We start from the raw sequence: 24,582 nt of genomic DNA, 5'->3' as shown, positions 1-24,582 counted from the left end.
GCTTTAACCAACAACAGTGGACATAAAAAATGCAAACAAGGATTGTGGTGTATGGTACTAACCATCCTGTACATGTCGTCGATTTTGAACTCACGACCTGTATCAATAGCGGCTTTTTACTCAAAGCGAACCTAGAATCCCAATTTGACCTGGCTGATGAGTTACTTGTCGGCAATATGCTCACGTTTGAAATTGAGTCACCAGATGCAATATCGACGTATTTCACTGGGACTTTGTTTGATATCCAATCTGGTTTTGTGTCTGAGCACACCTGTAGTGCAGAGGTGGTTTTAAAGCCTCGCCTTGAGTTACTTAAGCAAACAGAAAAAAGCCAAATCTTTGTACAAGCCAATGTCCAGACTGTCCTCAATAAGTTGATACAAAAAGCCGGCTATTCACAAGACCGGATAAAATGGCGAGTCACTAAAGACTTACCCACGCTACCGCAGTGCGTACAAGCGCTAGAAAACGACTACACCTTTTTCACCCGACTATTAGCAAAGTACGGCTTAATTTATTGGTTTGAATGCCATGATTTTATTGAGTCGATAGTGATTGCCGAGGGGAATCTTGCAAGCCCGTATATTGAGCGAGGCTTACTGTCGGTGACGGATAAAGATGGTCTGGTTCACGAACATGAAACTGGCTTTGTTGGGTTTACGCAGTGCCAAAGTCGCCATCGTTTTAGAATGGGTGGCTCCCAAGTGCATATGAATGCCCATCCACCAACCTCGGTCAGCTCGGCGCAGCGCAGCTATTTTGAGCCTGCTGCACACAATCCCGCTGAGCAATTTGAGCGCACCGGCAATCTTGAGCTTGCCTATCAACAAGGTAAAAATGAAGTCACGCTGGTAGGGAACGTAGCCGAAGCCAATGCCGGTTATTCGTTTTCGTTAAATGGTAAATTGGGCACAGCGAAAGGTGGCGATTATACCTGTATTCGCAGTAAACAGGTGTATAAGCAAGGCAGTGCTAATGACCCTAAGCAAGTTGCATATCATAGCGAGTCGGTGTGTGTACCACGGGGTGAGCCAATACGTATCGCGCCCCCAGAGCATAGCCCTAAACCGATGGTGTTTACCGCCACAGTGCGCTCGCTGTCAGGGTCAAAGGCCAATCCTCATCTAGATACCCAAGGGCAATATGCCACGCAAGTACATTTTGATAGTCAGGTGACTGAATCAGTAAAGCGCCTCACACAATATGCCTGTCGCGGTCAAAAGCAACCAACGGGATTACACTTTCCACTGCTGCCAGACAGTAATGTGCTCATCGGTTGTATGAACAACGACCCTGACCAAAGTTACCTGTTAGGGTTTGCGCTTAACGACACCCAACCATCGGTTGTTACTAGCGCCAATAACGCCCAAAACGTGTTGTGCTCTCGCGGCCAAAACCTGTTGATGTTTGATGACACCCCAAATACCCCGCATATTGTGTTGCAAACCCTAGCGAGCAATCAGTACTTAGTCTTACATGGGGATAAAAAGCAGCCCTATATTCACTGGCTTGCGCAACTTGGTGCGATGAATATTTTTGCGGCCAAAGACATACAACTTGGCAGTGTTAAAAGCGCAATTCGACTACTCACCAATAAAACCTTTATTGCCAGCGCCAAACAACAACTGGCACTGGAGAGTAAAAAGTCGGTGATTATTGATGCAGCAACCAACCTAGACGTCACCGCCAATCAAATTGACGTCAGCGCCAAACAAAATTTGACCCTTAAGGCGGGTCGCAGCCATCGCAGTGTTATCCAAAGTGATATAAACCTCAAGGCAGATAACAACCTTACCATTACCGCTCCCGCGGGAAGTCAAATCATCCAAAGTCAAGGCAATATCGCAGTAAAAGGCAGTGGCTCTGGCAACCTCACCCTTGCCAATGGCGGCAGTGAAATCAGTATTGACTCAAGTGGTAACGTCAACATCTTTGCAGACAAGTTACTGACCTTAAAAGGCAAAGCCATGACCGTGTTTGACGGTAGCATGGAGCAAGATATTGGTGGTAAACAAAGCGCCACGATGCCGAGTGTGCCGCAAATTCAAGCGCTGTCTGAAAATGCTCGACTCTCACTGGCCGCCGATGGCATTGCCACCATGGCGAGTAGTACCATTGAGCTGTCTTATACCTATCAAGATGGCAGCCCAATTATGGGCGCGCCTTATACCATTCGATTTGCAAACGGCACAGAGTTGACTGGTAACTTAGATGACAGCGGTAAAGCAAAAATTGAGAATGCCCCGCCTGGTCAATACACCGTGCAATATGGTGAGGACAAACGCGATTACCTGCCAGAAGATAATCGCCCTAAAAACCCACTGTATGGACAAATCACTCCAGCGCAAGCGGCTGAAATGGTACGCAGCGGCAATACCGCACCACTGATAGAAGCCAATGGCATTGCAACCCAAGCAGGGGATTGGTTGTGGGGCACACTACAAGGCGACTTTAATCAAAACCCCTCCACGTCACAAATCGTGGTAGGTACCTTGATTTCCATGATACCGATTATCGACCAAGTCATGGATTTACGAGATATCACCGCCAATGTCATGTTACTGACCGACGATGATGAAGCCAACGACACCGACGCTTGGCTTGCCTTTACCCTAACGGGTATTGGTTTAGTGCCAGTAGTGGGCTCAGCAGTCAAAGGCGTGGGCAAGGTTATCTTAAAAAATACTGGAGAATCGCTCTCTGCTGCGCTTGCCGTTTTACGCAAGCTCGGTAAAGGCGACCCAGTTAAATACCTAAGAGACATCAACTGGCAAGACCTAGGAAAACAATCCGCCACGGAAGTAAAAAACATCGTCAAAGGCCTGCGCGATTCACTTGATGACATGTCTACCAGTTGGCAGTACGACCTACTACTTCCAGACGCCGCCATCGAAGGCATGCAAGCCACGGTTAAACGCCTAGACGATGTCACCCCCAAAATCGACCAGCATATGCAACAAGCCGCCCAAGAAATCGGACAGCGAGTTAATAAAGCACTGGATGAATATCAAGGCCAACCACCAATTCGAGGCGTTACCGATAAGCCCACCAAAGCCAAAGCCGATGAGTTGGAGCCGCCAAAAGGGAATGAGTTGCCGGGGGCTAAACTCAAAGCTATAAAAATGAAGAAGTATAGACCTCCTTGCTTCATGCCTGGCGAAGACTTAGCGAAGAACTTTAAGGGTGGTAAGCAAGCTCTAGAAAAAGAGTTTTATAAACAACTAAAAGCTCAGCAGCACGGCATCAATAAAATGACGGTTGAACAATATTTAGAAAACCGTAAAACCTTGACTGACCTTGTTAAAGAGCATGGACATAAAAAAGCAAGAAAAATTCTAACGAATGGCGGAATGGCACAAGTATCAGCAAGAAAAAAGTTAGAGGACGAAATGTATGAATCAATATTAAAAAGTTTGAGAAAGCAGGGTATTAAAGGTCGAAATGCTGATAAAGTCGCAACAGAGAAGATAAAAGAACAAATGTCTCAGTTAGCTGCTTTACATGATCCTGACCTGATAGCGGGCGGTAGTGATAAGATCAACAAACTCGGAAATAAAAATGTAAACTCCTCTCTCGGTTCTCAGTGGTCTAAAGGGGGAGAGTTTCCGGTATGGATGAGGCAGCAAGGGTTGCGTTGAGAACAATGGGCCCTACCACCCAAATGAATATAGAATTAGAACGGTGTAAGTAAGGAGGTTAGAATAATGACCAAACAATTTGAAATAGATGAAGATTTCGAGTGGTTTCTTGAAAAGTTTGAAGAGCCTAGTGAAAAAAATCAAGCCCCAGCAGAAATAATAAAAAAGTTTGAAGGTAAACTACCTACTAGATTATTAGAATATTGGAGTGAATACGGATTTTCTGGTTTCGGGGAAGGACTTTTTTGGTTAACTAATCCCGATGATTTTGAAGATACCTTAGATGCATGGCTTGGAGATATAGGTATCATCGAGCAAGACACATATTATGTAATTGCTCGCAGTGCTTTTGGAGAGCTATTCTTATGGGGAGAGAAATTTGGACATAAATATCTAATCGACCCATCTCACGGTTGGATTATAGAGAAAGAAGGTAATGCCGAAGACATAGCAGTTGGAGAAGAAAACGATGCCATACAGTTTTTCTTTGGTGCAAAAAGGCCAACATCGCTGGATATAGATGATACGAGTGGAGGCTTACTTTTTGAGAAATGTAAACTTCGATTATCTCAATTAAAATATAACGAAATGTATGCTTTTGAACCTGCTTTTTTTCTTGGTGGGCAGCCTACCATTGACAATGTCAGTAAAGTAAATATTTTCGCCCATCTAAGTGTATTAGCATCATTTGGTCAGAAAGAAATACTAGACCAACAAGGGCTTATAGCTAAGGCTTATTCATAATAAATGCTCCTGTTATTAAAGTAGCAAATAAAAACCACTTAACTCCTTACCACTAAAAACACTTACTTATTAATTGAAAATGCGATGATGATTAACTTTGAACTCATCGCTAATCAAATAGACGTCAGCGCCACACAAAATATCACCCTTAAGGCGGGTCGCAGCCATCGCAGTGTTATCCAAAGTGATATAAAGCTCAAGGCAGACAACAACCTTACCATCACCGCGCCGGCGGGAAGTCAAATCATTCAAAGTCAAGGCAATATCGCAGTAAAAGGCAGTGGCTCTGGCAACCTCACCCTTGCCAATGGCGGCAGTGAAATCAGCATCGACTCAAGTGGTAACGTCAACATCTTTGCAGACAAGTTACTGACCTTAAAAGGCAAAGCCATGACCGTGTTTGACGGTAGCATGGAGCAAGATATTGGTGGCAAACAAAGCGCCACTATGCCAAGTGTACCGCAAATTCAAGCCCTCTCTGAGAATGCTCGACTCTCACTGGCCGCCGATGGCATTGCCACCATGGCGAGCAGTACCATTGAGTTGTCTTATACCTATCAAGATGGCAGCCCAATCATGGGCGCACCTTATACCATTCGATTTGCAAACGGCACAGCGCTGACTGGTAACTTAGATGACAGCGGTAAAGCAAAAATTGAGAATGCCCGCCTGGTCAATACACCGTGCAATATGGTGAGGACAAACGCGATTACCTGCCAGAAGATAATCGCCCTAAAAACCCACTGTATGGACAAATCACCCCAGCGCAAGCCGCTGAAATGGTACGCAGCGGCAATACCGCACCACTGATAGAAGCCAATGGCATTGCAACTCAAGCAGGTGATTGGTTATGGGGCACACTACAAGGCGACTTTAATCAAAACCCCTCCACGTCACAAATCGTGGTAGGTACCTTGATTTCCATGATACCGATTATCGACCAAGTCATGGATTTACGAGATATCACCGCCAATGTCATGTTACTGACTGACGATGATGAAGCCAACGACACTGACGCTTGGCTGGCCTTTACCCTTACGGGTATTGGTTTGGTGCCAGTAGTGGGCTCAGCAGTCAAAGGCGTAGGTAAGGTTATCTTAAAAAATACCGGAGAATCACTCTCCGCTGCGCTTGCCGTTTTACGCAAGCTCGGTAAAGGCGACCTGTAACTCCCCAAAAAATGAAACAGTTTATAAGTAGAATTTTCCATTAACTAAAATAGGAAAATTTACGATGAGAAAAAGCAAGTTCACCGAAACCCAAATTGTCAGCATGATCAAGGAAGCTGAGTCAGGTATTCCTGTGCCAGAAATCTGCCGCAAACATGGTATCGGCCAAAGTACATTTTACAAATGGCGCTCAAAATATGGCGGGATGGAAGCTTCAGACGTTAAGCGACTTAAAGAGCTTGAAGAAGAAAACCGTAAGCTAAAAGATATGTTTGCAACGCTTAGCCTAAAGCACTCGATGCTTGAGGATATCATCGCAAAAAAGCAGTAAAAACAAGTAGGCGCAGAGCTTGGGTAGAGCATTTAAGAGCTCAATTTAACGTCAGCGTCGCATTTGCTTGTGAAGTGGCAGGGCTAAGCCGCTCAGCTTTTTACCACAAACATAAACGGCCGTTAGATGATGACGTTATCGACGCATTACTTGCGCTGGTAGAGCGCCATCCTAGGTGGGGGCTGCCTAAGCTATTCAAAAGGCTTCGCAATAAAGGTAAGCCGTGGAATAAAAAGCGTGTTGAACGCGTTTACAACATGCTAAAACTAAACTTGAGACGTAAGGGGAAGCGCCGTGTTCCAACAAGAACACCTGAACCATTAAGTGCACCGACACAACATAATGAATCGTGGTCAATGGACTTTATGAGTGACGCATTAAGCTATGGACATCGTTTTAGAACACTGAATGTGCTGGATGATTTCAACCGACAAGCACTGGCGATTGAGGTCGATACAAGCTTAACTTCTGAACGAGTTATTAGAACGCTACAACAAATTATTGCTTGGCGCGGTAAACCAAAGCAGATTAGAGTGGACAATGGCCCAGAATTTACTTCAGCGGCACTCGAAGATTGGGCAATAAAAAATGACATCAAGTTGGAATTTATAGAGCCAGGCAGTCCTTACCAGAATGGTTTTGTGGAAAGGTTTAACCGAAGTTATCGTGAAGAAGTGCTCGATTTATACTTGTTTGAGTCACTGCAAGAAGTACGTGAAATCACTGATCAGTGGTTAGATATTTATAATTATGAGCGACCACATGATTCACTTGGCGATATGACACCAATTGGTTATCTTGAGGCTGCATAAAATTCTACGAAATAGCTGTACTAAATTGGGTGGAGTTACAGTACAGCTCTAAAAATTTAAGCATGGATACTGTGCTGGTAGTTTTTGCGATACTTGCAAGCAGCTTAATCGCTAAAATCGTAGAAAATCTCACAAGCAACTTACTCCCCTCCATCACACCCGAAAAGCATAAGTCGATATGCAATGTGCCGACAGGATGTCGGCCAAGTCTTGTCTGGTACAAGGACGTGCCTTACAAGACGGTTGCACTATATCGGCTTAGGGTTTGAGGATTAAGTGTGATGTTGGGGCGACGTTTTCTTGGTTCGTTCTTTTTCGTCGTTTAAAAAGAATGAACGAGGAGCGCATGGATGCGCTTTGATATTAAACATGGAGGTTTATATTGCTGACGGCTGGTAGCTCGAAATTTATCGTGAAGTCAGCCCATTCTCCTGACAGTTTTCGACGCCCATTCATGGGCTACGACAACCTTTTCTTTGCTTGCCCCAAAGAAAAGGTAGCAAAAGAAAAGGTACTTCTTCACCGCACCCGAAAAGCATAACTTCTCGGCGGGTAAACCGCCTCCCACAACGCTATTTACACTGTGAGGCTGGAGCCGCTTTTGAGCTTATAAACTACTCTATTGCTACTGAGAAAGTGGAAATTCCACAGGCGACTTACTCCCCTCCATCACACCCGAAAAGCATAAGTCGATATGCAATGTGCCGACAGGATGTCGGCCAAGTCTTGTCTGGTACAAGGACGTGCCTTACAAGACGGTTGCACTATATCGGCTTAGGGTTTGAGGATTAAGTGTGATGTTGGGGCGACGTTTTCTTGGTTCGTTCTTTTTCGTCGTTTAAAAAGAATGAACGAGGAGCGCATGGATGCGCTTTGATATTAAACATGGAGGTTTATATTGCTGACGGCTGGTAGCTCGAAATTTATCGTGAAGTCAGCCCATCCTCCTGACAGTTTTCGACGCCCATTCATGGGCTACGACAACCTTTTCTTTGCTTGCCCCAAAGAAAAGGTAGCAAAAGAAAAGGTACTTCTTCACCGCACCCGAAAAGCATAACTTCTCGGCGGGTAAACCGCCTCCCACAACGCTATTTACACTGTGAGGCTGGAGCCGCTTTTGAGCTTATAAACTACTCTATTGCTACTGAGAAAGTGGAAATTCCACAGGCGACTTACTCCCCTCCATCACACCCGAAAAGCATAAGTCGATATGCAATGTGCCGACAGGATGTCGGCCAAAGTATTGTCTGGCACAGGGAGGTGCCTTACAAGACGGTTGCACTATATTGGCTTAGGGTTTGAGGATTAAGTGTGATGCTGGGGCGACGTTTTCTTGGTTCGTTCTTTTTCGTCGTTTTAAAAGAATGAACGAGGAGCGCATGGATGCGCTTTGATATTAAACATGGAGGTTTATTTTGCTAACGGCTGATTGCTTGAAACTTATCGTGAAATCAGCCCATCCTCCTGACAGGTTTCGACGCCCATTCGTGGGCTACGACTACCCGAAAAGCACACTTCTCGGCGCGTGAACCGCCTCCCTACAAAGCTATCTGCACTGCTTATTAGGAGGCTATGCTGATTGTTTTTGTCGTTGTTACAAACAGCTTAATTGCTAAAATAATCCGTGCTTACTCTCACAGGAAGAGTTATTGCCATGTACCGCTTTGAATTTGGCGAGGTGTGTTACGCCATCCCTCAAAATGTGTTTCGACGTTTTCATTAAAGTTACGAAAGAGCTGCTCGATGTTTTGTGCAGGGACTATATTGCACGGATTGCTGCTTTCTTGTCGTAAATACTCGAAAAAAGCGTTGCTGTTGTGCTCGACCATAAATCCCGTAAACAGGTAACTATTGGCATATAAGGTGGTACTTTGCATGGTTTGCCACTGATTTTCGCTATTGAATAGGGTGTTAATATCAAGCTTGGTAAAGCGCGATTTCAAAATCCCTTCTTTCGTCAGCCAATCTTCGTCAGAGAGGTAAACTGAAAATTGACCTGTGTCGGTAATTCTTAGGTGCTCAAAATACTCGGCTAAGCCTTCCGTTACCCATCGAGGGGTTACGCCGAAATAGTAAAAAACTAGGGCGTGCACGGACTCGTGAATGAGCGTTCTTAGCGTTTCTTCTTCAGTGCGACCGCCATTGATAAAGCCTTGGTTTTGAAACAAGAAGTACATACCCAAGGTGTCAGCGGGCTCTGCATCGCGAGAGAGGATTAGCGCATTGTAGTCAGCGTCATTGGCGGCAATATGCATGTTCAACTGGATTGGAGATAAGGCTTTTTTATGCGCTAACTGGTTAAAAAAGTGCTTAAACATCATATACACCACGTTGAGGGCTTGCTGCGCCTGATACTCAACATAAGGGCTCACGGGTTCACCCGTTAGATTAAGTTTAAAATTTTCCATGTTGTTGAATTGCGTTTGCAAGGAAAATACTTCGCGCTTTAGTGCCCCGCAGGTAGGTGTTGAGATACCGCTGAACATATTAACAATATCACTGTGCCCGTTTAGGTTATAAAAGGTTTTTTCTGGTATTTTAGGTAGCTGTTGTCTTGTTACTTTTGGTGGTGCAACCGTTAGGTGAGGAGTGGTGTTTGGCTGACTTAAACGTTTTTCTGTATGGGTTTCTAGCTGTATACCAAATTCAGTCAATAAAGGCTTGATAGACCTCATCGAGTTTGCTGCTGCACTTGGATAGATAAAATAAAGTGCAAACAATATCATTGTGATGATAAGTAGTAGGACAAAGACCCGCCAAACCAAAGTGATATCCTTGTATAATACATGCCCAGAGACTCTGGTTATACTCGATTATCGGTAAACTTGGCAATGGGTAATTTGATTATCGGCTTACTCCCATGGCATTAAATAACATCTACTTTAGTGTGTCATAGCGTGTCGTTTGCATTATTTGCCATTCTTTTTTCTACAACAATGTACCCATAATCTAATTCGTTGCCTATACTTTTTGAAAAAATAACAGAGCATACAGATGAAAGTAGTTTGGCCGTTGATTTTACTGTGCTGTGTGGGCAGGAGTGCGAGCGCACTAGAGACTCAAGCGAAACAAGATCAAGGCTGTGTGGCTGCTGTGATCCGAGATGTCTTTGCGCGCTCTGATATAAAAGTCCGGTTTTTATTTATGCCTTGGGAGCGCGCCTATCAAGAAGGAATGAAGGCGGCTTACATCGGTAGTGCTTATTGGTATTACAGTGAGCAAAGGAGCAAAGATTATATTTACACTCAACACCCACTCACTGAAGAAACGGCTCGCTTTTATCACCATCGAGATTTAGCGTTTACCTATACGAGTTACGCAGATCTTAAGCCATTTAGATTGTTGCTCAATCAAGGGTTAACTTATCCGCCTTCTCTGCTAGAGGCGATAGAGACGTTTGAAATCAAAACTTCATATGCCACGTATACCAGTAAAAATGTGGCACTGATCCTACGAAATCGTGCAGATATTATGATTATGGACGAAAAGTCGGCGAAGTCCTATCAGCAGGAACTGCCAGCTGAAGAAGCGGAGTTATTAGCTGCGCAAGCGATCCCTGCTTTTATCCAAAAAGGCTATTTGCTTATCAATAAGCATCATAGTGAATATGTTGAGTTGTATAACGAAGGGCTTAAAAAGCTATGGGCTGATGAAGACTATGTTGTTCAGTATCGTGCTCGTTGCTCTCGTGTGTTTACCGATTGATTGCTTTTTGGTTTTGCTAAAACCAAATAATGTCCTGATCCGTTGCGAAATCATTCATAAGTTAGAATCCAAATTTGTTTTTAATGTTTTTCATAGCCTGTTGCCTATTTTGACGGTATATAAAGCATAAAGAATGTTATTACACGTAAAGCCTAATAGTGTATTCAGTGGGATTTTAGAGCATGCTTTGCAGCCAACAATCGTAAAGACTATCTTGAATCGTCATTGGCTGCTTTAGATTAAGACTTGCCTTATCCAAATCGCCTTTCTGGCAGCTTGATTTTGCGTTAAATGGTATATGTCTATCTGGTCTGACCATTTAAATCGCCTTTTAAATTTACCCGATTCTTGGTTAAAGTTTATGCACGCCAACTGTTGTTTTTACACTCAGCTAATTATTGAATTGGGCTGAATTTTGACAGTTGTCATGGATTTTGATAACGTATTGTGCAAATTTGGTATGACCAATTTACCTATGAAGTTAATTCTTACCAAATTGATTAAAATAAGTCAGCGGTCTGGCTAGGTCACATCATAAAAAATTGGCGTTATTTCAATGTCTTTAAAGATTAAAGCAGCAAAATTATCCGACGTAATACTAGAACAGCTTGAGAATATGATCCTCGAGGGCTCGTTATTACCCGGTGCAAAGTTGCCGCCTGAGCGTGAACTAGCTAAGCAATTTGAAGTGTCGCGTCCATCACTTCGTGAGGCTATCCAGAAATTGGAAGCTAAGGGGCTTGTTACCCGTCGTCAAGGTGGTGGCACGTATGTTAAAAATCAGCTAGAAGAAGGGCTGACTGATCCGTTATTCGACTTGATCAGTAAGCATCCAGAATCTCAGTTTGATTTACTTGAGTTTCGTCATGCATTAGAAGGCATCGCCGCCTACTACGCGGCACTCAGGGGCACAGAAAATGACTTTGCAAAGGTACAACAAAGCTTTGACAATATTGCAGAGATAGGTGATGACCTGATGCAAAAGGCAAGGGCAATTAATGCTTTTCACTTTGCCGTTGCAGAAGCGTCACATAACGTCGTCCTGCTTCATCTTGTAAAAGGGATGCAGTCATTGCTTGAGCAAAACGTGTTGCAAAACTTAACGGTCTTGGTGCAAAAATCAGACGTGAGTGAGCAGCTCGGTGAGCACAGAAAGTTGTTATTAGATGCGGTGATCAATGGTAACCCTGAACAAGCAAGACTTGCTAGTAACGCCCACTTAGCCTTTATCGAAGAAGCGTTATTAGAAGCCGGTAAAGAGCGTTCGCGAATAGAACGTTCACTGCGTAGAACTAAGCAGCAGTAATCGGGCTTGATTCAGTAAGAATTGGCACAAATAGAATAAATTCGTATTTTAAACATAAGGAACACTCCATATGTCTGAAGTCAATAAAATTGACGTAGACGCGCTAGAAACCCAAGAATGGTTACAGGCGCTTGAGTCGGTCGTAAAAGAAGAAGGCGTAGAGCGCGCTCAGTTCTTGTTAGAGCAAGTATTAGAGCAAGCGCGTCTTGATGGCGTAGATATGCCAACAGGCACTACGACTAACTATGTCAACACTATCCCAGCAGATCAAGAGCCTGCGTATCCTGGGGATGTGAACCTTGAGCGTCGTATTCGCTCTATCATCCGTTGGAATGCTATTATGATCGTACTTCGTGCTTCGAAGAAAGATCTTGAGCTGGGCGGGCATATGGCCTCTTACCAGTCGTCAGCTGCATTCTATGAAATGTGTTTCAACCACTTCTTCCGTGCACCAAACGAGAAAGACGGTGGTGACTTAGTGTATTACCAAGGTCACATCTCTCCGGGCATTTATGCTCGTGCATTTGTTGAAGGCCGCCTAAGCGCTGAGCAGCTAGATAACTTCCGTCAGGAAGTAGACGGTAACGGTATTTCTTCATACCCACACCCTAAGTTAATGCCTGAATTTTGGCAGTTCCCGACGGTTTCTATGGGTCTAGGTCCAATCGCGTCTATCTACCAAGCGCGTTTCCTTAAGTACCTAGATGGCCGTGGTCTAAAAGATACGTCTGAGCAACGCGTTTACGCCTTCCTTGGTGATGGTGAAATGGACGAGCCAGAATCACGTGGTGCGATTTCATTCGCTGCCCGTGAAAAGCTAGACAACCTATGCTACCTAATCAACTGTAACCTACAGCGTCTTGACGGCCCAGTAATGGGTAACGGTAAGATCATCCAAGAGCTAGAAGGCCTATTTAAAGGTGCTGGTTGGAACGTGATCAAAGTCGTTTGGGGTTCTGGTTGGGATAAGCTACTTGCCAAAGACACTACGGGTAAATTGCTACAACTGATGAATGAAACAGTTGACGGTGATTACCAAACTTACAAAGCAAAAGATGGTGCCTTCGTACGTGAACACTTCTTCGGTCGTTACCCAGAAACAGCAGCGCTTGTTGCTGATATGACTGACGACGAAATCTTCGCGTTAAAGCGCGGTGGTCATGAGCCATCTAAGCTATTTGCTGCATTTAAAGCGGCACAAGACACCAAAGGTCGTCCAACGGTTATCCTAGCTAAAACCGTTAAAGGTTACGGCATGGGCGCTGCGGCTGAAGGTAAAAACATTGCTCACCAAGTTAAGAAAATGGACATGACACACGTAGCGCACCTACGTTCACGTCTAGGTCTAGATGACTTGGTATCTGATGAGCAATTACAAGAGCTACCTTATTTGACGCTAGAAGAAGGGTCAAAAGAGCACGAATATCTACATGCTCGTCGTAACGCGCTTCACGGCTATACACCTAAGCGTCTACCTAACTTCACAGAAACGCTTACGCTACCTGAGCTTGATGCATTTAAACCGCTTCTAGAAGAACAAAAGCGTGATATCTCAACCACAATGGCATACGTTCGTGCGCTAAATATCTTGTTAAAAGACAAGAATATCGGCAAGAGCATTGTTCCAATTATTGCTGATGAAGCGCGTACCTTTGGTATGGAAGGTTTATTCCGTCAAATCGGTATTTACAACCCGCACGGCCAAAACTACAGCCCAGAAGACCGCGATATCGTTTCTTACTATAAAGAAGCAACGTCAGGTCAGGTACTACAAGAAGGTATCAATGAGCTAGGCGCGATGTCTTCATGGGTTGCAGCAGCAACGTCATACAGCACCAACGACCTACCAATGATCCCGTTCTATATCTACTACTCAATGTTTGGTTTCCAACGTGTAGGTGATATGGCGTGGATGGCGGGCGACCAACAAGCGCGAGGCTTCCTATTGGGTGCAACCGCTGGTCGTACAACGCTAAATGGTGAAGGTCTACAGCACGAAGATGGTCATTCGCATATTCAAGCAGGTACCGTGCCTAACTGTATTTCTTACGACCCAACGTTTGCTTACGAAGTAGCGGTTATTCTGCAAGATGGTATCCGTCGTATGTACGGTCCAGAGCAAGAGAACGTGTTCTACTACCTAACGCTCATGAACGAAAACTACCATATGCCAGCAATGCCTGAGGGCGCTGAAGAAGGTATTCGTAAGGGTATTTACAAGCTTGAAAGCTACACTGGCGACAAAGCACAGGTTCAGCTAATGGGCTCGGGTACTATCCTGAACGAAGTACGTAAAGCGGCGCAGATCCTAAGCGACGACTACGGTATCGGTTCAGACGTATTCTCTGTAACGTCATTCAACGAGCTTGCTCGTGACGGTCAAGATGCAGAGCGTTTCAACATGCTTAACCCAGAAGCAGAGCAAAAAGTAGCTTACATCACCAGCGTACTTGGTGATGCGCCAGCAATTGCTGCTACGGATTACATGAAAAACTACGCTGATCAAGTACGTGCATTTATGCCAAGCGCATCTTACAAAGTACTTGGTACAGACGGCTACGGTCGTTCAGACAGCCGTGAAAACTTACGTCGTCACTTTGAAGTGAACGCCGGTTACGTGGTAGTTGCAGCACTTGGCGAGCTAGTTAAGCAAGGCAAAGTTGAAAAATCAGTAGTGACTGACGCTATCAAGAAATTTGATATCGACACCACCAAAACTAACCCACTTTACGCATAAGAGGACGAGTGATGGCAATCGAAATTCATGTTCCAGATATTGGTGCCGATGAGGTTGAAGTAACCGAGATCCTAGTTAGCGTAGGTGACACGGTTGCAGAAGAGCAATCGCTTATCACTGTTGAAGGCGACAAAGCATCAATGGAAGTACCTGCCTCAGTGGCGGGTACTGTTAAAGAAATCAAAATAGCGGAAGGCGATAAAGTATCGACTGGCTCTTTGATTATGGTTTTTGAAGCTGCAGGTGAAGAAGCACCGGCAGAGCAACCAGCAGAAGAAGCTAAGCCAGAAGCAAGCGCCTCTGGCAAGACAGAAGTGAAAGAAGTTCACGTACCAGATATTGGTGGCGATGAAGTTGAAGTAACTGAAATCTTAGTGGCTGCGGGCGATGTTGTTGAAGAAGAGCAATCGCTTATCACGGTTGAAGGCGACAAAGCTTCAATGGAAGTACCAGCACCATTTGCAGGTACTATTAAAGAAGTGAAAATCAACGCAGGTGACAAAGTGTCAACCGGTTCATTGATCTTCATCTTCGAAGTGGCAGGTAGCGGTGATGCGCCTGCGACTACTGAAGCTGCAGAAGCGCCAGCTGAAGAGCAAGCACCAGCTGCATCAGCTGAAAAAGAAGTGCATGTACCAGATATCGGTGGCGACGAAGTTGAAGTCACTGAAATCATGGTTGCTGTTGGCGACAGCGTTGAAGACGAACAATCTCTTATCACGGTTGAAGGCGACAAAGCCTCAATGGAAGTACCAGCACCGTTTGCAGGTACGATTAAAGAGATCAAAGTCAATGCTGGCGACAAAGTATCAACGGGTTCTTTAATCTTCGTATTCGAAGTAAAGGGCGCGGTACCTGCACCTCAGGCAGCAGCTAAAACTGAAGCTAAACCAGCTCAATCTGCGGCTCCAGCGGCAAAATCTGAAGCACCAAAAGCATCGGCACAAAAAGATGACTTTGTGGCCAATGATCAGTATGCCCACGCCTCGCCTGTGGTACGTCGTTTAGCGCGTGAGTTTGGAGTTAACCTAGCTCGCGTTAAAGGTACAGGTCGTAAGAACCGTGTACTAAAAGAAGACGTACAAAACTACGTGAAAGAGCTGGTTAAGCAAGTTGAGTCTGGTCAAATCGCAAAAGGTGGCAACACTGGCGGCGGTGAGCTTGGTCTTATTCCTTGGCCAAAAGTAGACTTCAGCAAGTTTGGTGAAATTGAAGAGAAGAAACTTTCTCGCATCAACAAGCTATCGGGTGCAAACCTTCATCGTAACTGGGTACAAATCCCACATGTTACGCAGTTTGACGAAGCAGATATCACTGAGCTTGAAGCGTTCCGTAAAGAACAGAACGTTTTGGCTGAGAAGAAGAAAATGGGTGTGAAGATCACGCCACTAGTATTCGTGATGAAAGCGGCTGCAAAAGCACTTGAAGAGTTCCCAACGTTTAACTCTTCACTATCTGGAGATGGTGAGAGCTTAATCTTGAAGAAATATGTTCACATCGGTATCGCGGTTGATACACCAAATGGTCTAGTGGTTCCTGTTGTTCGCGACGTGAACAAGAAAGGCATCATTGAGATATCACGCGAGTTGATGGAAATTTCTAAGAAAGCACGTGATGGTAAACTGACGTCTGCTGATATGCAGGGCGGCTGTTTCACTATTTCAAGCCTAGGCGGTATCGGCGGTACGGCGTTTACGCCAATCGTTAATGCTCCTGAAGTTGCGATTTTGGGTGTTTCTAAGTCAGACTTCAAACCGAAATGGAATGGTAAAGAGTTTGAGCCGCGCCTAATGGTGCCGCTAAGTTGTTCATACGACCATCGTGTCATTGACGGCGCACTAGCAGCTCGCTTTACTGTGACACTTGCAAACTACCTAAGCGATATTCGCCAGCTAGTAATGTAAGAATAGAAACCGCATGACTTAGGTGATGCGGTTTTGTTGTATTTTGTTGTTCCGCTTGATAATTAGGCGGGACAATAGAGAGTGTGAATGATACACTTTCGAGCAATAATAACTCTCTCTGCCCTGTGCCCCGAAGCGGGTGTTTGGCAGGCACTTTGGGTCGGCTACTCTCGACGAGTAAACCCGTTCAAATAACAGTTAAGGTAATAACATGAGCAACGAAATCAAAACTCAAGTTGTTGTACTAGGCGGTGGTCCTGGTGGTTACTCTGCAGCATTCCGTGCAGCAGACTTAGGTTTAGACGTTACACTAATCGAATCTCGCGACACGCTAGGTGGTGTGTGCTTGAACGTTGGTTGTATCCCTTCAAAAGCCCTTCTTCACGTTGCAAAGGTAATTGACGATGCAGCTGAAATGGCTTCTCACGGTGTTTCTTTCGGTGCTCCACAAATTGACCTAGACAAAATCCGTTCATGGAAAGAGTCTGTGATCGGTCAACTTACTGGTGGTCTTGGCGGAATGGCTAAGATGCGTAAAGTAACGGTAGTTAACGGCTACGGTAAGTTCACCGGTTCTAACACTATCGCAGTTGAAGGTGCTGACGGTGCGAAGACAGTGACCTTTGATAACGCAATCATTGCAGCGGGTTCTCAACCTGTAAGCCTACCTTTCATCCCTGAAGACGAGCGTATCATCGACTCTACAGGTGCACTTGAGCTTAAAGACGTACCTGAAAAGCTACTTGTACTAGGTGGTGGTATCATCGGTCTTGAGATGGGTACTGTTTACCGTTCACTAGGTTCAGCTATCGACGTAGTTGAGTTTGCTGATCAACTAGTACCAGCGGCTGACAAAGACGTTATCAAGATTTACCAAAAGTACGTTAAAGACAAGTTTAACGTGATGCTTTCTACTAAAGTTGTTGCTGTTGAAGCGAAAGAAGACGGTATCTACGTATCTTTCGAAGGCAAGCAAGCACCAGAAGGCCAAGTTCGTTATGACAAAGTACTAGTTGCTGTTGGTCGTACACCAAATGGTAAGCTAATCGACGCTGACAAAGCGGGCGTAAATGTTGATGAGCGTGGCTTTATCAGCACTGACAAGCAAATGAAAACCAACGTTGATCACATCTTCGCTATCGGTGACATCGTAGGTCAACCTATGCTTGCGCACAAAGCAGTTCATGAAGGTCACGTTGCTGCTGAAGTTATCTCTGGTAAGAAACATTACTTCGATCCTAAGTGTATTCCTTCAATTGCGTACACAGACCCAGAAATCGCTTGGGTTGGTGTGACTGAGAAAGAAGCAAAAGAGCAAGGTCTAAGCATCGAAACTGCGGTATTCCCGTGGGCTGCTTCTGGTCGTGCGATTGCTTCTGCACGTACTGAAGGTTCAACTAAGCTTATCTTTGATAAAGAGTCAGGCCGCGTGATCGGTGGTGCTATGGTTGGTATCAATGCTGGTGAAATGCTTGGTGAAATTGGCCTAGCAGTAGAGATGGGTGCTGACGGTGAAGACCTAGCGCTTACTATCCACGCTCACCCAACACTGAACGAGTCAATCGGTCTAGCTGCTGAAATCTTCGAAGGTTCTATTACTGACCTTCCAAACAAAAAAGCAGTGAAGAAAAAGTAAGTTTTTCTGAGCTATTAAAAACCCAGCCTTGTGCTGGGTTTTTTGCTTTTTGGCTAAGTGGGGGAGCTTACGCTCATTTTTTCTAATTAAGCCATCAGCCTGAGAAAATTAATAATGACGAGTAGTAAGGCGGAAGTGGCAATAAATAGCCAGCGCATTTGATTGAGTAGTCCAAGTAACTGCTGAATATGTTCAGCTGTGGGCTGCGCTTTTGCACCTACCCGCATCACATCATAACGTTCACCGAAATAAAAACGGGGTCCTGCGAGCTGTGTATTTAAATTTGCGGCAAAAAAGCTCAGTGCCCATCCAGTATTTGTTTGGCTAAAGTGACGGCCGTAGTATTTGATGTAGTGCCAAGTTTGCTTTGGTCTAAGTAGCAACGAAAAGCAGGTAATTAATAACCGAATAGGTACAAACTCAATGAGCCAAATCACGCGGGAAAGGCTTGCCATAAAACGGCTTGAGGGGGCATTACTTGCCGCCAGGCATGGTCGCATAGCAATAATAGCTTATAAAATAGCGCGAGATAGGGGCCTGCCGTTAGATACAGTAAAGCAATGACAAAAAAATGGCGCAGGGTATTTAGTGCGGCGCTATCTATGGCGGCTTTACAAATACCAAGCTCTGTTAGCTTTTCTACATCTCTTGCTACCATTCCCTGCAACACGGCTCTTGCCGTGACTTTTTGTTTTGATTTTATCAGCGTGGAAATACGTTTCGCGCGGCTTTCATGACTAATGTCCAAGCATAAAAACAATACCAGCCCGCCGAGCCAATTGGGATAAAAAGCAAAGCTAATGATTGCGTGAGTTAAAACAGTGATAGTCAATATTGGCAGGAGGAAGCCGAGTGTGCCGGATAAAAGCTGATAACTAGAAGCGGCTTTAGGGCGATAGACTCTTTCTGCAATCGCTTTAAAAATCAGGCTAAGAATAAGATTAGGGTGATAAAGCGTAGATAACCTTACCCCAAGGCTGGCAAAGACTGCCAGTAAGAAGATGATCAGGCCCTCATGGGCCTGAAGCAAGCTGTCGAGCACTAAAGCGTAACCTTATCCAGCTTATTAAGTAGTGCCATTACCATCTTAGAAGAGTTAACAGAAGCGACTTCTAGATACTCTTCGAATGATTGCGGTGATTCTTTGCCGGCGATATCAGATAGCGAGCGGATCACAACAAATGGCGTGTTTAAAGAATGACAAGCTTGCGCAATTGCCGCGCCTTCCATTTCTACTGCTAACATCGTAGGGAAGTCTGCGCGTGCCTTATCGATGCGTACCGGATCGCACATAAACGAGTCACCCGTACAGATCAAACCAACCATAGTTTGGATGCCCTCAAGCTCATGTACGCTTTGCTCTGCTGCTTCAACTAATTTTGCATGCGAAGTGAACGCAGCAGGCATTTGCGGAACTTGACCAATTTCATAGCCAAACGCAGTAACATCAACGTCATGATGACGTACTTCATTTGAAATAACCACATCGCCGACGTTTAGTGATGGTTCAAAACCACCAGCTGAACCCGTGTTGATCACGCAATCTGGCGCAAAGTTGTCGATAAGCAAAGTTGTCGCAACCGTCGCTGCTACTTTACCAATGCCAGACTGTACAAGCGTTACGTCAAGACCAGCCAGTTTACCGGTATAAAAAGTAAAGCCACCTTTGGTCAATGTTTGCGGGTTTTCCATGGTGTTACGCAAAATGGTAACTTCTTGCTCCATTGCGCCGATAATGCCTACTTTCATCAAAGATTCCTAATTTGTGGTGGGGAAAGCCCCAGTGTCAAAATTACTCTTATTATACGAAAGGGGTTTTGATAGGTAAAACAAAAAACGGGCTGGCGCCCGCTTTGCTAGATTTCTGCCAACTGAGTTGACTGTGCTTTTGCCTGTGAAGGAGACAGTACCGCAGGTTTGTAGGTGCGGTTTCTGGTTTTCTTTGGCATCTCCACTTTTTGGCCAAGCTTGAATAAGATTGCTGCGCGAACCTCGGCGCTTTGGTAGCCACTTTTGATTTTCATGCGAATATGTGGAATCCCCGCAGACTCCAGTGCGCCACTGACAAACCAATCTTTTTGCGCCTTATGGCCATTTTTGTTGGAGTTATTGACTAAATCAACAGCGGCAACAATTTTCAGTGTCTCTTTGTCTACCAAAACATAATCTAATTGCTTATTCTTAGCTTTAGTTACCGCTGCACGACGTGCTTTTGGAGATATACCCGGTTTGCACTCAATCACATCAATGAGCTTAATGCGACTTACGATTTTATATCTATCGCCAACGGCACGTTCTAGTAAATGTAGAAACGATGCTTCAACGGTGGTAAAAACAGACTCTTTACGATTAAATGGATAAGGATTGCCACCCACATCGGTGTACTTAGAAGCGACAATGGAAGCAACGACCACTAAAGCCAAAATAGCAAGTAACGCAAATTCCATACAAAACTCCAAATCAAAAAAATGACATCTGTGGTTTTATAAGCAATAGATGTGCCAGAAGAGAGCTTAAATAAGTAGGAGATAAAAATTAGAGCAGTGAGTTAGCCATTGGGGATATGGTAAGAAAAATAAAGCGCTTTAAGTTGTTTATACTAGGCTGCGATATCTTACAACATGGCTGCCTAGTACTGGACAATGATATTAGCTCGCGTTATTTGTCTTCTTTAAGCACGTAGATCTCACCATCGAAACTACCTTGAATGGTCAACCCTTGGCCTGCCAGTTCCTTGAGATATTCAATATGCTCTTGGGTAATATGTTGACCCGGCACCAAAAGCGGAATACCCGGAGGATACGGGGTGACTAAACCTGCACAAATACGGTTGTTGCTCTTGCTAATAGGTACAGATTCACGCTCGCCGTAGAAGGCATCGCTAGGGATACAAGCAAGGTCAATAGCGGGTAAATTCTCTGGTAAGCGCGAGCGTCGCGTTGACTTCGATAGTTTTACCTTGCCGCCATCAAGTTTCTTTAAGGCATTGTATAAACGAATGATCTTTGAGCGTGTACCACCCAACGTCAGTAAGACTAAGATGGTACTATGGGTGTATTTCTCAATCTCCAGCCCAATTTCGTCCAGCAGGAACTTATGAATATCCTTTAATGAGTATGGCAGCTCACTAATATCGATGAGGATTTTAAGCGGATCATGCCCCATATTATCGCCACTGAAATGTGGGAATATGTTCATAAAGTCTTGCTTATCAAGCACTTTAATATGTTTGAGCGAGGCCATCTGCTGTTTAAACTCTGCAACATGGTTCAGCAGCGCATTGAGTAACTTATAGCCTTCCATCTCTAACTGCTTTTGGCACACATCCAAAGACGCAATAAGCTGGTATTTGGGCGAGGTGCTGGCGTAGATACTGTAAATCTCACGGAAGAAATCAGCATCAAAATCAGGGTCATTAATATGGATATAAGACGCCTGCGAAAATGCCGATACGACTTTATGCGCCGAATGAGTGACATAATCGGCACCTGCATGAATGGCGGAGTAATGGCGCAAGCTAGGGTGAAATAGCGAGTAAGCAAACCAAGCTTCATCAATAAAGACTTTGATGCCATGCTGATGGGCAAATTCTACGACTTGTTTCAGGTCGCTCAGCAAACCATCATAGGTACAGCCTGTGAGCACCAGTAGTTTTGCATCGGTATTTTGTTCAATCGCTTGCTTAATATCGGCCAGTGAAGGCGGTGCGAATATGCCATATTTTGGATTTAAGATACTCGATAAATAGATAGGGAAACTGGCCGATTGCAAAATGCCATAGTGCACAGACTTATGACAGTTGCGGTCGATGATCACCTTATCGCCCTTGCGAAGGAGGGTTTGCAAAATGATTTTATTCGAGGTGGACGAACCGTTGGTCACGAAGTAGGTGCGTTTAACCTCAAACGTTGCCGCTGCGGATTCCTGAGCGCGGCCAATGGTATTGGTGCTGTCTGACAATGAACCTAACGAATCAACCGATACAGACAAGTCTCCGACAAATACATTACGGCCATAGAATTGATAAAAATCTTTGATATAAGGAGAGTTTCTAAAGCTCGAACCACCGCTGTGACCTGGAGTATGCCAAGAGTCGTTCGCTTCGCCGACATAGCTGCGATACGCCGTCCAAAATGGCGTCTCGGCTCTGTCATCAAAGTCGTTGATCATATATCCTAAAATGGCTTCAGGATCTGAGATAACTTCATCTTTAAAGAAGAAAGACTCGATTTCCTCAGATTCGTTGACTATCTCAAGCCCTTTAGTATCATCGCCAATAACGTAAACTGGTAATTCTAGACGAATACTTTTTAATTGCTCGATAAAGCGACTATAGGTTTGTTCGCCACTTTTGTTGTGCACATCCCAACTCAGCACGACAGCTTGAATATCACCATCTTCAGTGACATGCTCCAAGGCTTTTGAAAGTTCGAGGCATTCAATAATATCGATTTGAACATCCTCTCGCTCAAAATTAGGGATCGTTTTTGACAGATTGCTTGAGAGTGCTTGCAATACGGCTGGTTCTTGTTCTATTAACAAGATACGAAGGACAGGTAGCATAATGATATTCGCATTAAAATTTAAAGACTTTCATTAGCATAAAGAAAGCGCAGTGATTTGTGAAATCAATACTTTGAAAATGTTCCAGAAATTGTAAAACGGATGTGGGCGAGGAAGTTGTTGCGAGTGATGGAAAGTGTGCTATTCAACATAGGAAACAGGAAGGTTTCGAGTATCAGGCGTGTCTGAGTTAAATTTGGGATAGGGTGTTTTTGAAGGCTGTATTACGATTGCTTTTCAATGATAAATACAGTCGGTAGTTATAAAAACAACAGTACTAGGGCCTGTTGATCTTTCAAGTTTGTTTTTGCAGCAGTTTGATTGGTATTTATACAAGGCAGAGCCAGCGTAGCGTAGTCATTCTACGTAAGTCTGGCGATAAAGACTTTGTGCTCCTGCAAAGTCACCTTACCCCACATCCTTGTGGGGCAACACAGAAGAAATGCCAATCAAGCGCAGCCCTTTGGGTTCACCTGAGTGCGCTTTGTTCATTGTTGCTCAACTTTTGCCTAGATTACTAGGCGGCAAGTCGAGCGTCGCGACCAAAACACACTCAGAAGAACAAAAATCAAACAGCAAAGGTCAACAGGCCCTAGTAATCATTCAGGCTAACAGATCAATAGGAGTCAAAATGAGATTGGTTAATTATGTTGTGTATGTGTTCTTATTTGGGTGTTTAATCAGCTTCCCTTCATGGGCTGATACAAATAACTTGTCGGGAACATTGGTTGTTGTAAATAAAAAGGGGGACTCGGTTGATTTCATCGATCTTAGCAGCCGAAAAATTAAGCTGACGCTCGCAACCGGCAGAGGACCACATGAATTAGCAATGAGTGCCGACGGGCATACGGCTGTTGTCACTAATTATACACGTGGCAATAGTCTAAGTGTTTTTGACGTTCGGCAAGCAAAAAAAGTAAAAACCATTGATTTGTCTCGTTATCCAAGGCCACATGGCGTGTTGTTTTTAAAAGACCAAAAACGCGTTGCAGTATCGTCTGAAGGCTCCGACAGTGTGGTAATCGTTGATATAGAGTCGGGGAAAATTGATAAAGTAATAGCAACAGAGCAAAGAGGCTCTCATATGGTGGCGCTGCCGGCGTCTAGCGAGCGTGTTTACACCACAAATATGCGCGCAGATTCAGTGTCTGAATTAGATGTAAAGTCAGGTGCCTTACTTCGCAAAATTTCAATGCCAAAAGTACCAGAGGCTATCACCATAAATAAAAGTGGCTCAGAGCTCTGGGTTGGTAGCAACGATGATGGCTTAGTTACCGTGTTTGATGTAGCAAATGAGCGTATAATTAAGCAATGGAAAGGCTATAGCTTTCCATACCGTGTGTTACTTACCCGCGATGAGCAGTTTGCTGTGATTTCAGACTATAGGAATCACACCCTTGATGTGATCGATGCAATGCACAAAGAAAAGCTGCGTCAAATAAAGTTTGAGCCGGGAACAGGACCAAAAGGCGTGATCCTCCATCCAGACGATCGCACTTTATTTTTATCCGCTTACCAAAAAAATAAGGTCCTTGTTATAGATATTGTATCTGGCAAAACCTTATTTGAACTCCCTACTGGTAACGGACCAGATGGAATAGGGTATTCAGCAGTGGTATTGCCTTAGGCTAACCATCACGTCGATACGAATGTGGCGTGAAGTAGGAGCTGCTTTACGCAGCGATCTGTGTTTTCATATCGCTTGAACAATTTTACGAAACAACAAATTCACGGTAACCACCACAAATAAAAGTTGTGCTTATGCTAAAACAAAGATTAGCTATCAGTCTTCTCTTTAAACTCACATAAGTCTTCAATAACACAGCTGCCGCATTTGGGCTTTCTTGCTGTACACACATAGCGGCCATGGAGAATAAGCCAGTGGTGGACATCTACCTTGAACTCTTTTGGTACAACCTTTTCCAGCTTTTGCTCGACTGCCACTACATCTTTACCCATAGCAAATTTGGTGCGGTTGGAGACGCGGAATATATGGGTGTCTACAGTAATAGTCGGCCTGCCGAAGTATAAGGAAAG

The 24,582-nt window shown here is 44.5% G+C and carries 18 protein-coding genes and 1 pseudogene; 11 read left to right on the top strand and 8 right to left on the bottom strand.

What is annotated here, in order from left to right; genetic code table 11:
* Positions 1–29 precede the first annotated feature (29 nt).
* The 5 genes from B1L02_RS24565 to B1L02_RS13605 all read left to right on the top strand — a co-directional run bounded on the left by B1L02_RS24565 (position 30) and on the right by B1L02_RS13605 (position 6,694).
* Positions 30–3,638, top strand: coding sequence for a polymorphic toxin type 15 domain-containing protein (locus B1L02_RS24565; protein ID WP_167651258.1), 3,609 nt, complete (start codon positions 30–32; stop codon positions 3,636–3,638).
* A 66-nt stretch (positions 3,639–3,704) separates the two neighbouring features.
* Positions 3,705–4,382 carry a GAD-like domain-containing protein gene (locus B1L02_RS13620; protein WP_088531447.1) on the top strand — a complete coding sequence of 226 codons (678 nt, stop codon included), beginning with the start codon at positions 3,705–3,707 and terminating at the stop codon, positions 4,380–4,382.
* An 84-nt stretch (positions 4,383–4,466) separates the two neighbouring features.
* Positions 4,467–5,192: a hypothetical protein gene (locus B1L02_RS24560; protein WP_232003092.1), complete on the top strand. Its 726-nt coding sequence runs from the start codon at positions 4,467–4,469 to the stop codon at positions 5,190–5,192.
* The gene (locus B1L02_RS24135; protein ID WP_174694556.1) at positions 5,162–5,551 is read left to right on the top strand and encodes a hypothetical protein; all 390 of its coding nucleotides are present in this window, start codon (positions 5,162–5,164) and stop codon (positions 5,549–5,551) included. Before B1L02_RS24560 ends, B1L02_RS24135 begins: the two co-directional genes overlap by 31 nt.
* 64 nt (positions 5,552–5,615) lie before the next feature.
* Positions 5,616–6,694 (top strand): IS3 family transposase gene (locus B1L02_RS13605; RefSeq protein WP_117332817.1). Its coding sequence is split into 2 segments (ribosomal slippage): positions 5,616–5,868 and positions 5,868–6,694, totalling 1,080 coding nucleotides; the frame shifts between segments, so codons are not numbered across the junction.
* Between the two features lie 1,646 nt (positions 6,695–8,340).
* Here the strand turns inward: B1L02_RS13605 and B1L02_RS13600 are convergent.
* Positions 8,341–9,420, bottom strand: coding sequence for a DUF1570 domain-containing protein (locus tag B1L02_RS13600; RefSeq protein WP_232003091.1), 1,080 nt, complete (start codon positions 9,418–9,420; stop codon positions 8,341–8,343).
* A gap of 268 nt (positions 9,421–9,688) precedes the next feature.
* On the opposite strand from B1L02_RS13600, the gene B1L02_RS13595 reads away from it, so the two are divergent.
* Positions 9,689–10,399 carry a substrate-binding periplasmic protein gene (locus B1L02_RS13595; protein WP_088531444.1) on the top strand — a complete coding sequence of 237 codons (711 nt, stop codon included), beginning with the start codon at positions 9,689–9,691 and terminating at the stop codon, positions 10,397–10,399.
* Positions 10,400–10,574: 175 nt separating this feature from the next.
* On the opposite strand, the gene B1L02_RS23785 is transcribed toward B1L02_RS13595, so the two are convergent.
* Positions 10,575–10,718, bottom strand: coding sequence for a hypothetical protein (locus tag B1L02_RS23785; RefSeq protein ID WP_157757246.1), 144 nt, complete (start codon positions 10,716–10,718; stop codon positions 10,575–10,577).
* A 237-nt stretch (positions 10,719–10,955) separates the two neighbouring features.
* On the opposite strand from B1L02_RS23785, the gene pdhR reads away from it, so the two are divergent.
* The 4 genes from pdhR to lpdA all read left to right on the top strand — a co-directional run bounded on the left by pdhR (position 10,956) and on the right by lpdA (position 17,982).
* Complete coding sequence (gene pdhR / locus B1L02_RS13590; RefSeq protein ID WP_010370324.1) at positions 10,956–11,705, top strand: pyruvate dehydrogenase complex transcriptional repressor PdhR; 750 nt, start codon at positions 10,956–10,958, stop codon at positions 11,703–11,705.
* Positions 11,706–11,775: 70 nt separating this feature from the next.
* On the top strand, positions 11,776–14,442 hold the full coding sequence (gene aceE / locus B1L02_RS13585) for a pyruvate dehydrogenase (acetyl-transferring), homodimeric type (protein WP_088531443.1): 2,667 nt from the start codon (positions 11,776–11,778) through the stop codon (positions 14,440–14,442).
* Positions 14,443–14,453: 11 nt separating this feature from the next.
* Positions 14,454–16,346, top strand: a complete 1,893-nt coding sequence (gene aceF, locus B1L02_RS13580; RefSeq protein WP_088531442.1) for a pyruvate dehydrogenase complex dihydrolipoyllysine-residue acetyltransferase — start codon at positions 14,454–14,456, stop codon at positions 16,344–16,346.
* A 211-nt stretch (positions 16,347–16,557) separates the two neighbouring features.
* The gene (lpdA, locus tag B1L02_RS13575) at positions 16,558–17,982 is read left to right on the top strand and encodes a dihydrolipoyl dehydrogenase (RefSeq protein ID WP_010607389.1); all 1,425 of its coding nucleotides are present in this window, start codon (positions 16,558–16,560) and stop codon (positions 17,980–17,982) included.
* An 86-nt stretch (positions 17,983–18,068) separates the two neighbouring features.
* Here lpdA and B1L02_RS24935 read toward each other — a convergent pair whose 3' ends face one another.
* The 5 genes from B1L02_RS24935 to B1L02_RS13555 all read right to left on the bottom strand — a co-directional run bounded on the left by B1L02_RS24935 (position 18,069) and on the right by B1L02_RS13555 (position 22,545).
* Positions 18,069–18,437 (bottom strand): cobalamin biosynthesis protein, encoded by a 369-nt coding sequence (locus B1L02_RS24935; protein WP_250644906.1) that lies wholly within the window; start codon positions 18,435–18,437, stop codon positions 18,069–18,071.
* The gene (locus B1L02_RS24930) at positions 18,416–19,024 is read right to left on the bottom strand and encodes a cobalamin biosynthesis protein (protein WP_250644905.1); all 609 of its coding nucleotides are present in this window, start codon (positions 19,022–19,024) and stop codon (positions 18,416–18,418) included. Before B1L02_RS24930 ends, B1L02_RS24935 begins: the two co-directional genes overlap by 22 nt.
* Positions 19,024–19,731, bottom strand: coding sequence for a 5'-methylthioadenosine/S-adenosylhomocysteine nucleosidase (mtnN, locus tag B1L02_RS13565; RefSeq protein ID WP_017217969.1), 708 nt, complete (start codon positions 19,729–19,731; stop codon positions 19,024–19,026). The genes B1L02_RS24930 and mtnN overlap by 1 nt, the downstream gene beginning before the upstream one ends.
* A gap of 107 nt (positions 19,732–19,838) precedes the next feature.
* Positions 19,839–20,429, bottom strand: a complete 591-nt coding sequence (locus tag B1L02_RS13560) for a DUF2726 domain-containing protein (protein WP_017217968.1) — start codon at positions 20,427–20,429, stop codon at positions 19,839–19,841.
* 211 nt (positions 20,430–20,640) lie between these two features.
* Positions 20,641–22,545 (bottom strand): aminotransferase class V-fold PLP-dependent enzyme, encoded by a 1,905-nt coding sequence (locus B1L02_RS13555; RefSeq protein ID WP_017217967.1) that lies wholly within the window; start codon positions 22,543–22,545, stop codon positions 20,641–20,643.
* A gap of 631 nt (positions 22,546–23,176) precedes the next feature.
* Here B1L02_RS13555 and B1L02_RS13550 point away from each other — a divergent pair.
* The gene (locus B1L02_RS13550) at positions 23,177–24,172 is read left to right on the top strand and encodes a YncE family protein (RefSeq protein ID WP_088532286.1); all 996 of its coding nucleotides are present in this window, start codon (positions 23,177–23,179) and stop codon (positions 24,170–24,172) included.
* Positions 24,173–24,321: 149 nt separating this feature from the next.
* On the opposite strand, the pseudogene B1L02_RS13545 reads toward B1L02_RS13550, so the two are convergent.
* Positions 24,322–24,576 (bottom strand): annotated as a pseudogene (locus B1L02_RS13545) (endonuclease III); the annotation flags it as partial.
* Between the last annotated feature and the right edge of the window lie 6 nt (positions 24,577–24,582).

Origin of the sequence: Pseudoalteromonas piscicida (assembly GCF_002208135.1) — a bacterium.
GTDB lineage: Bacteria > Pseudomonadota > Gammaproteobacteria > Enterobacterales > Alteromonadaceae > Pseudoalteromonas > Pseudoalteromonas piscicida_A.
Note: the sequence above shows the minus strand (reverse complement) of the source record. Positions and strands in the feature narration are given on the sequence as shown.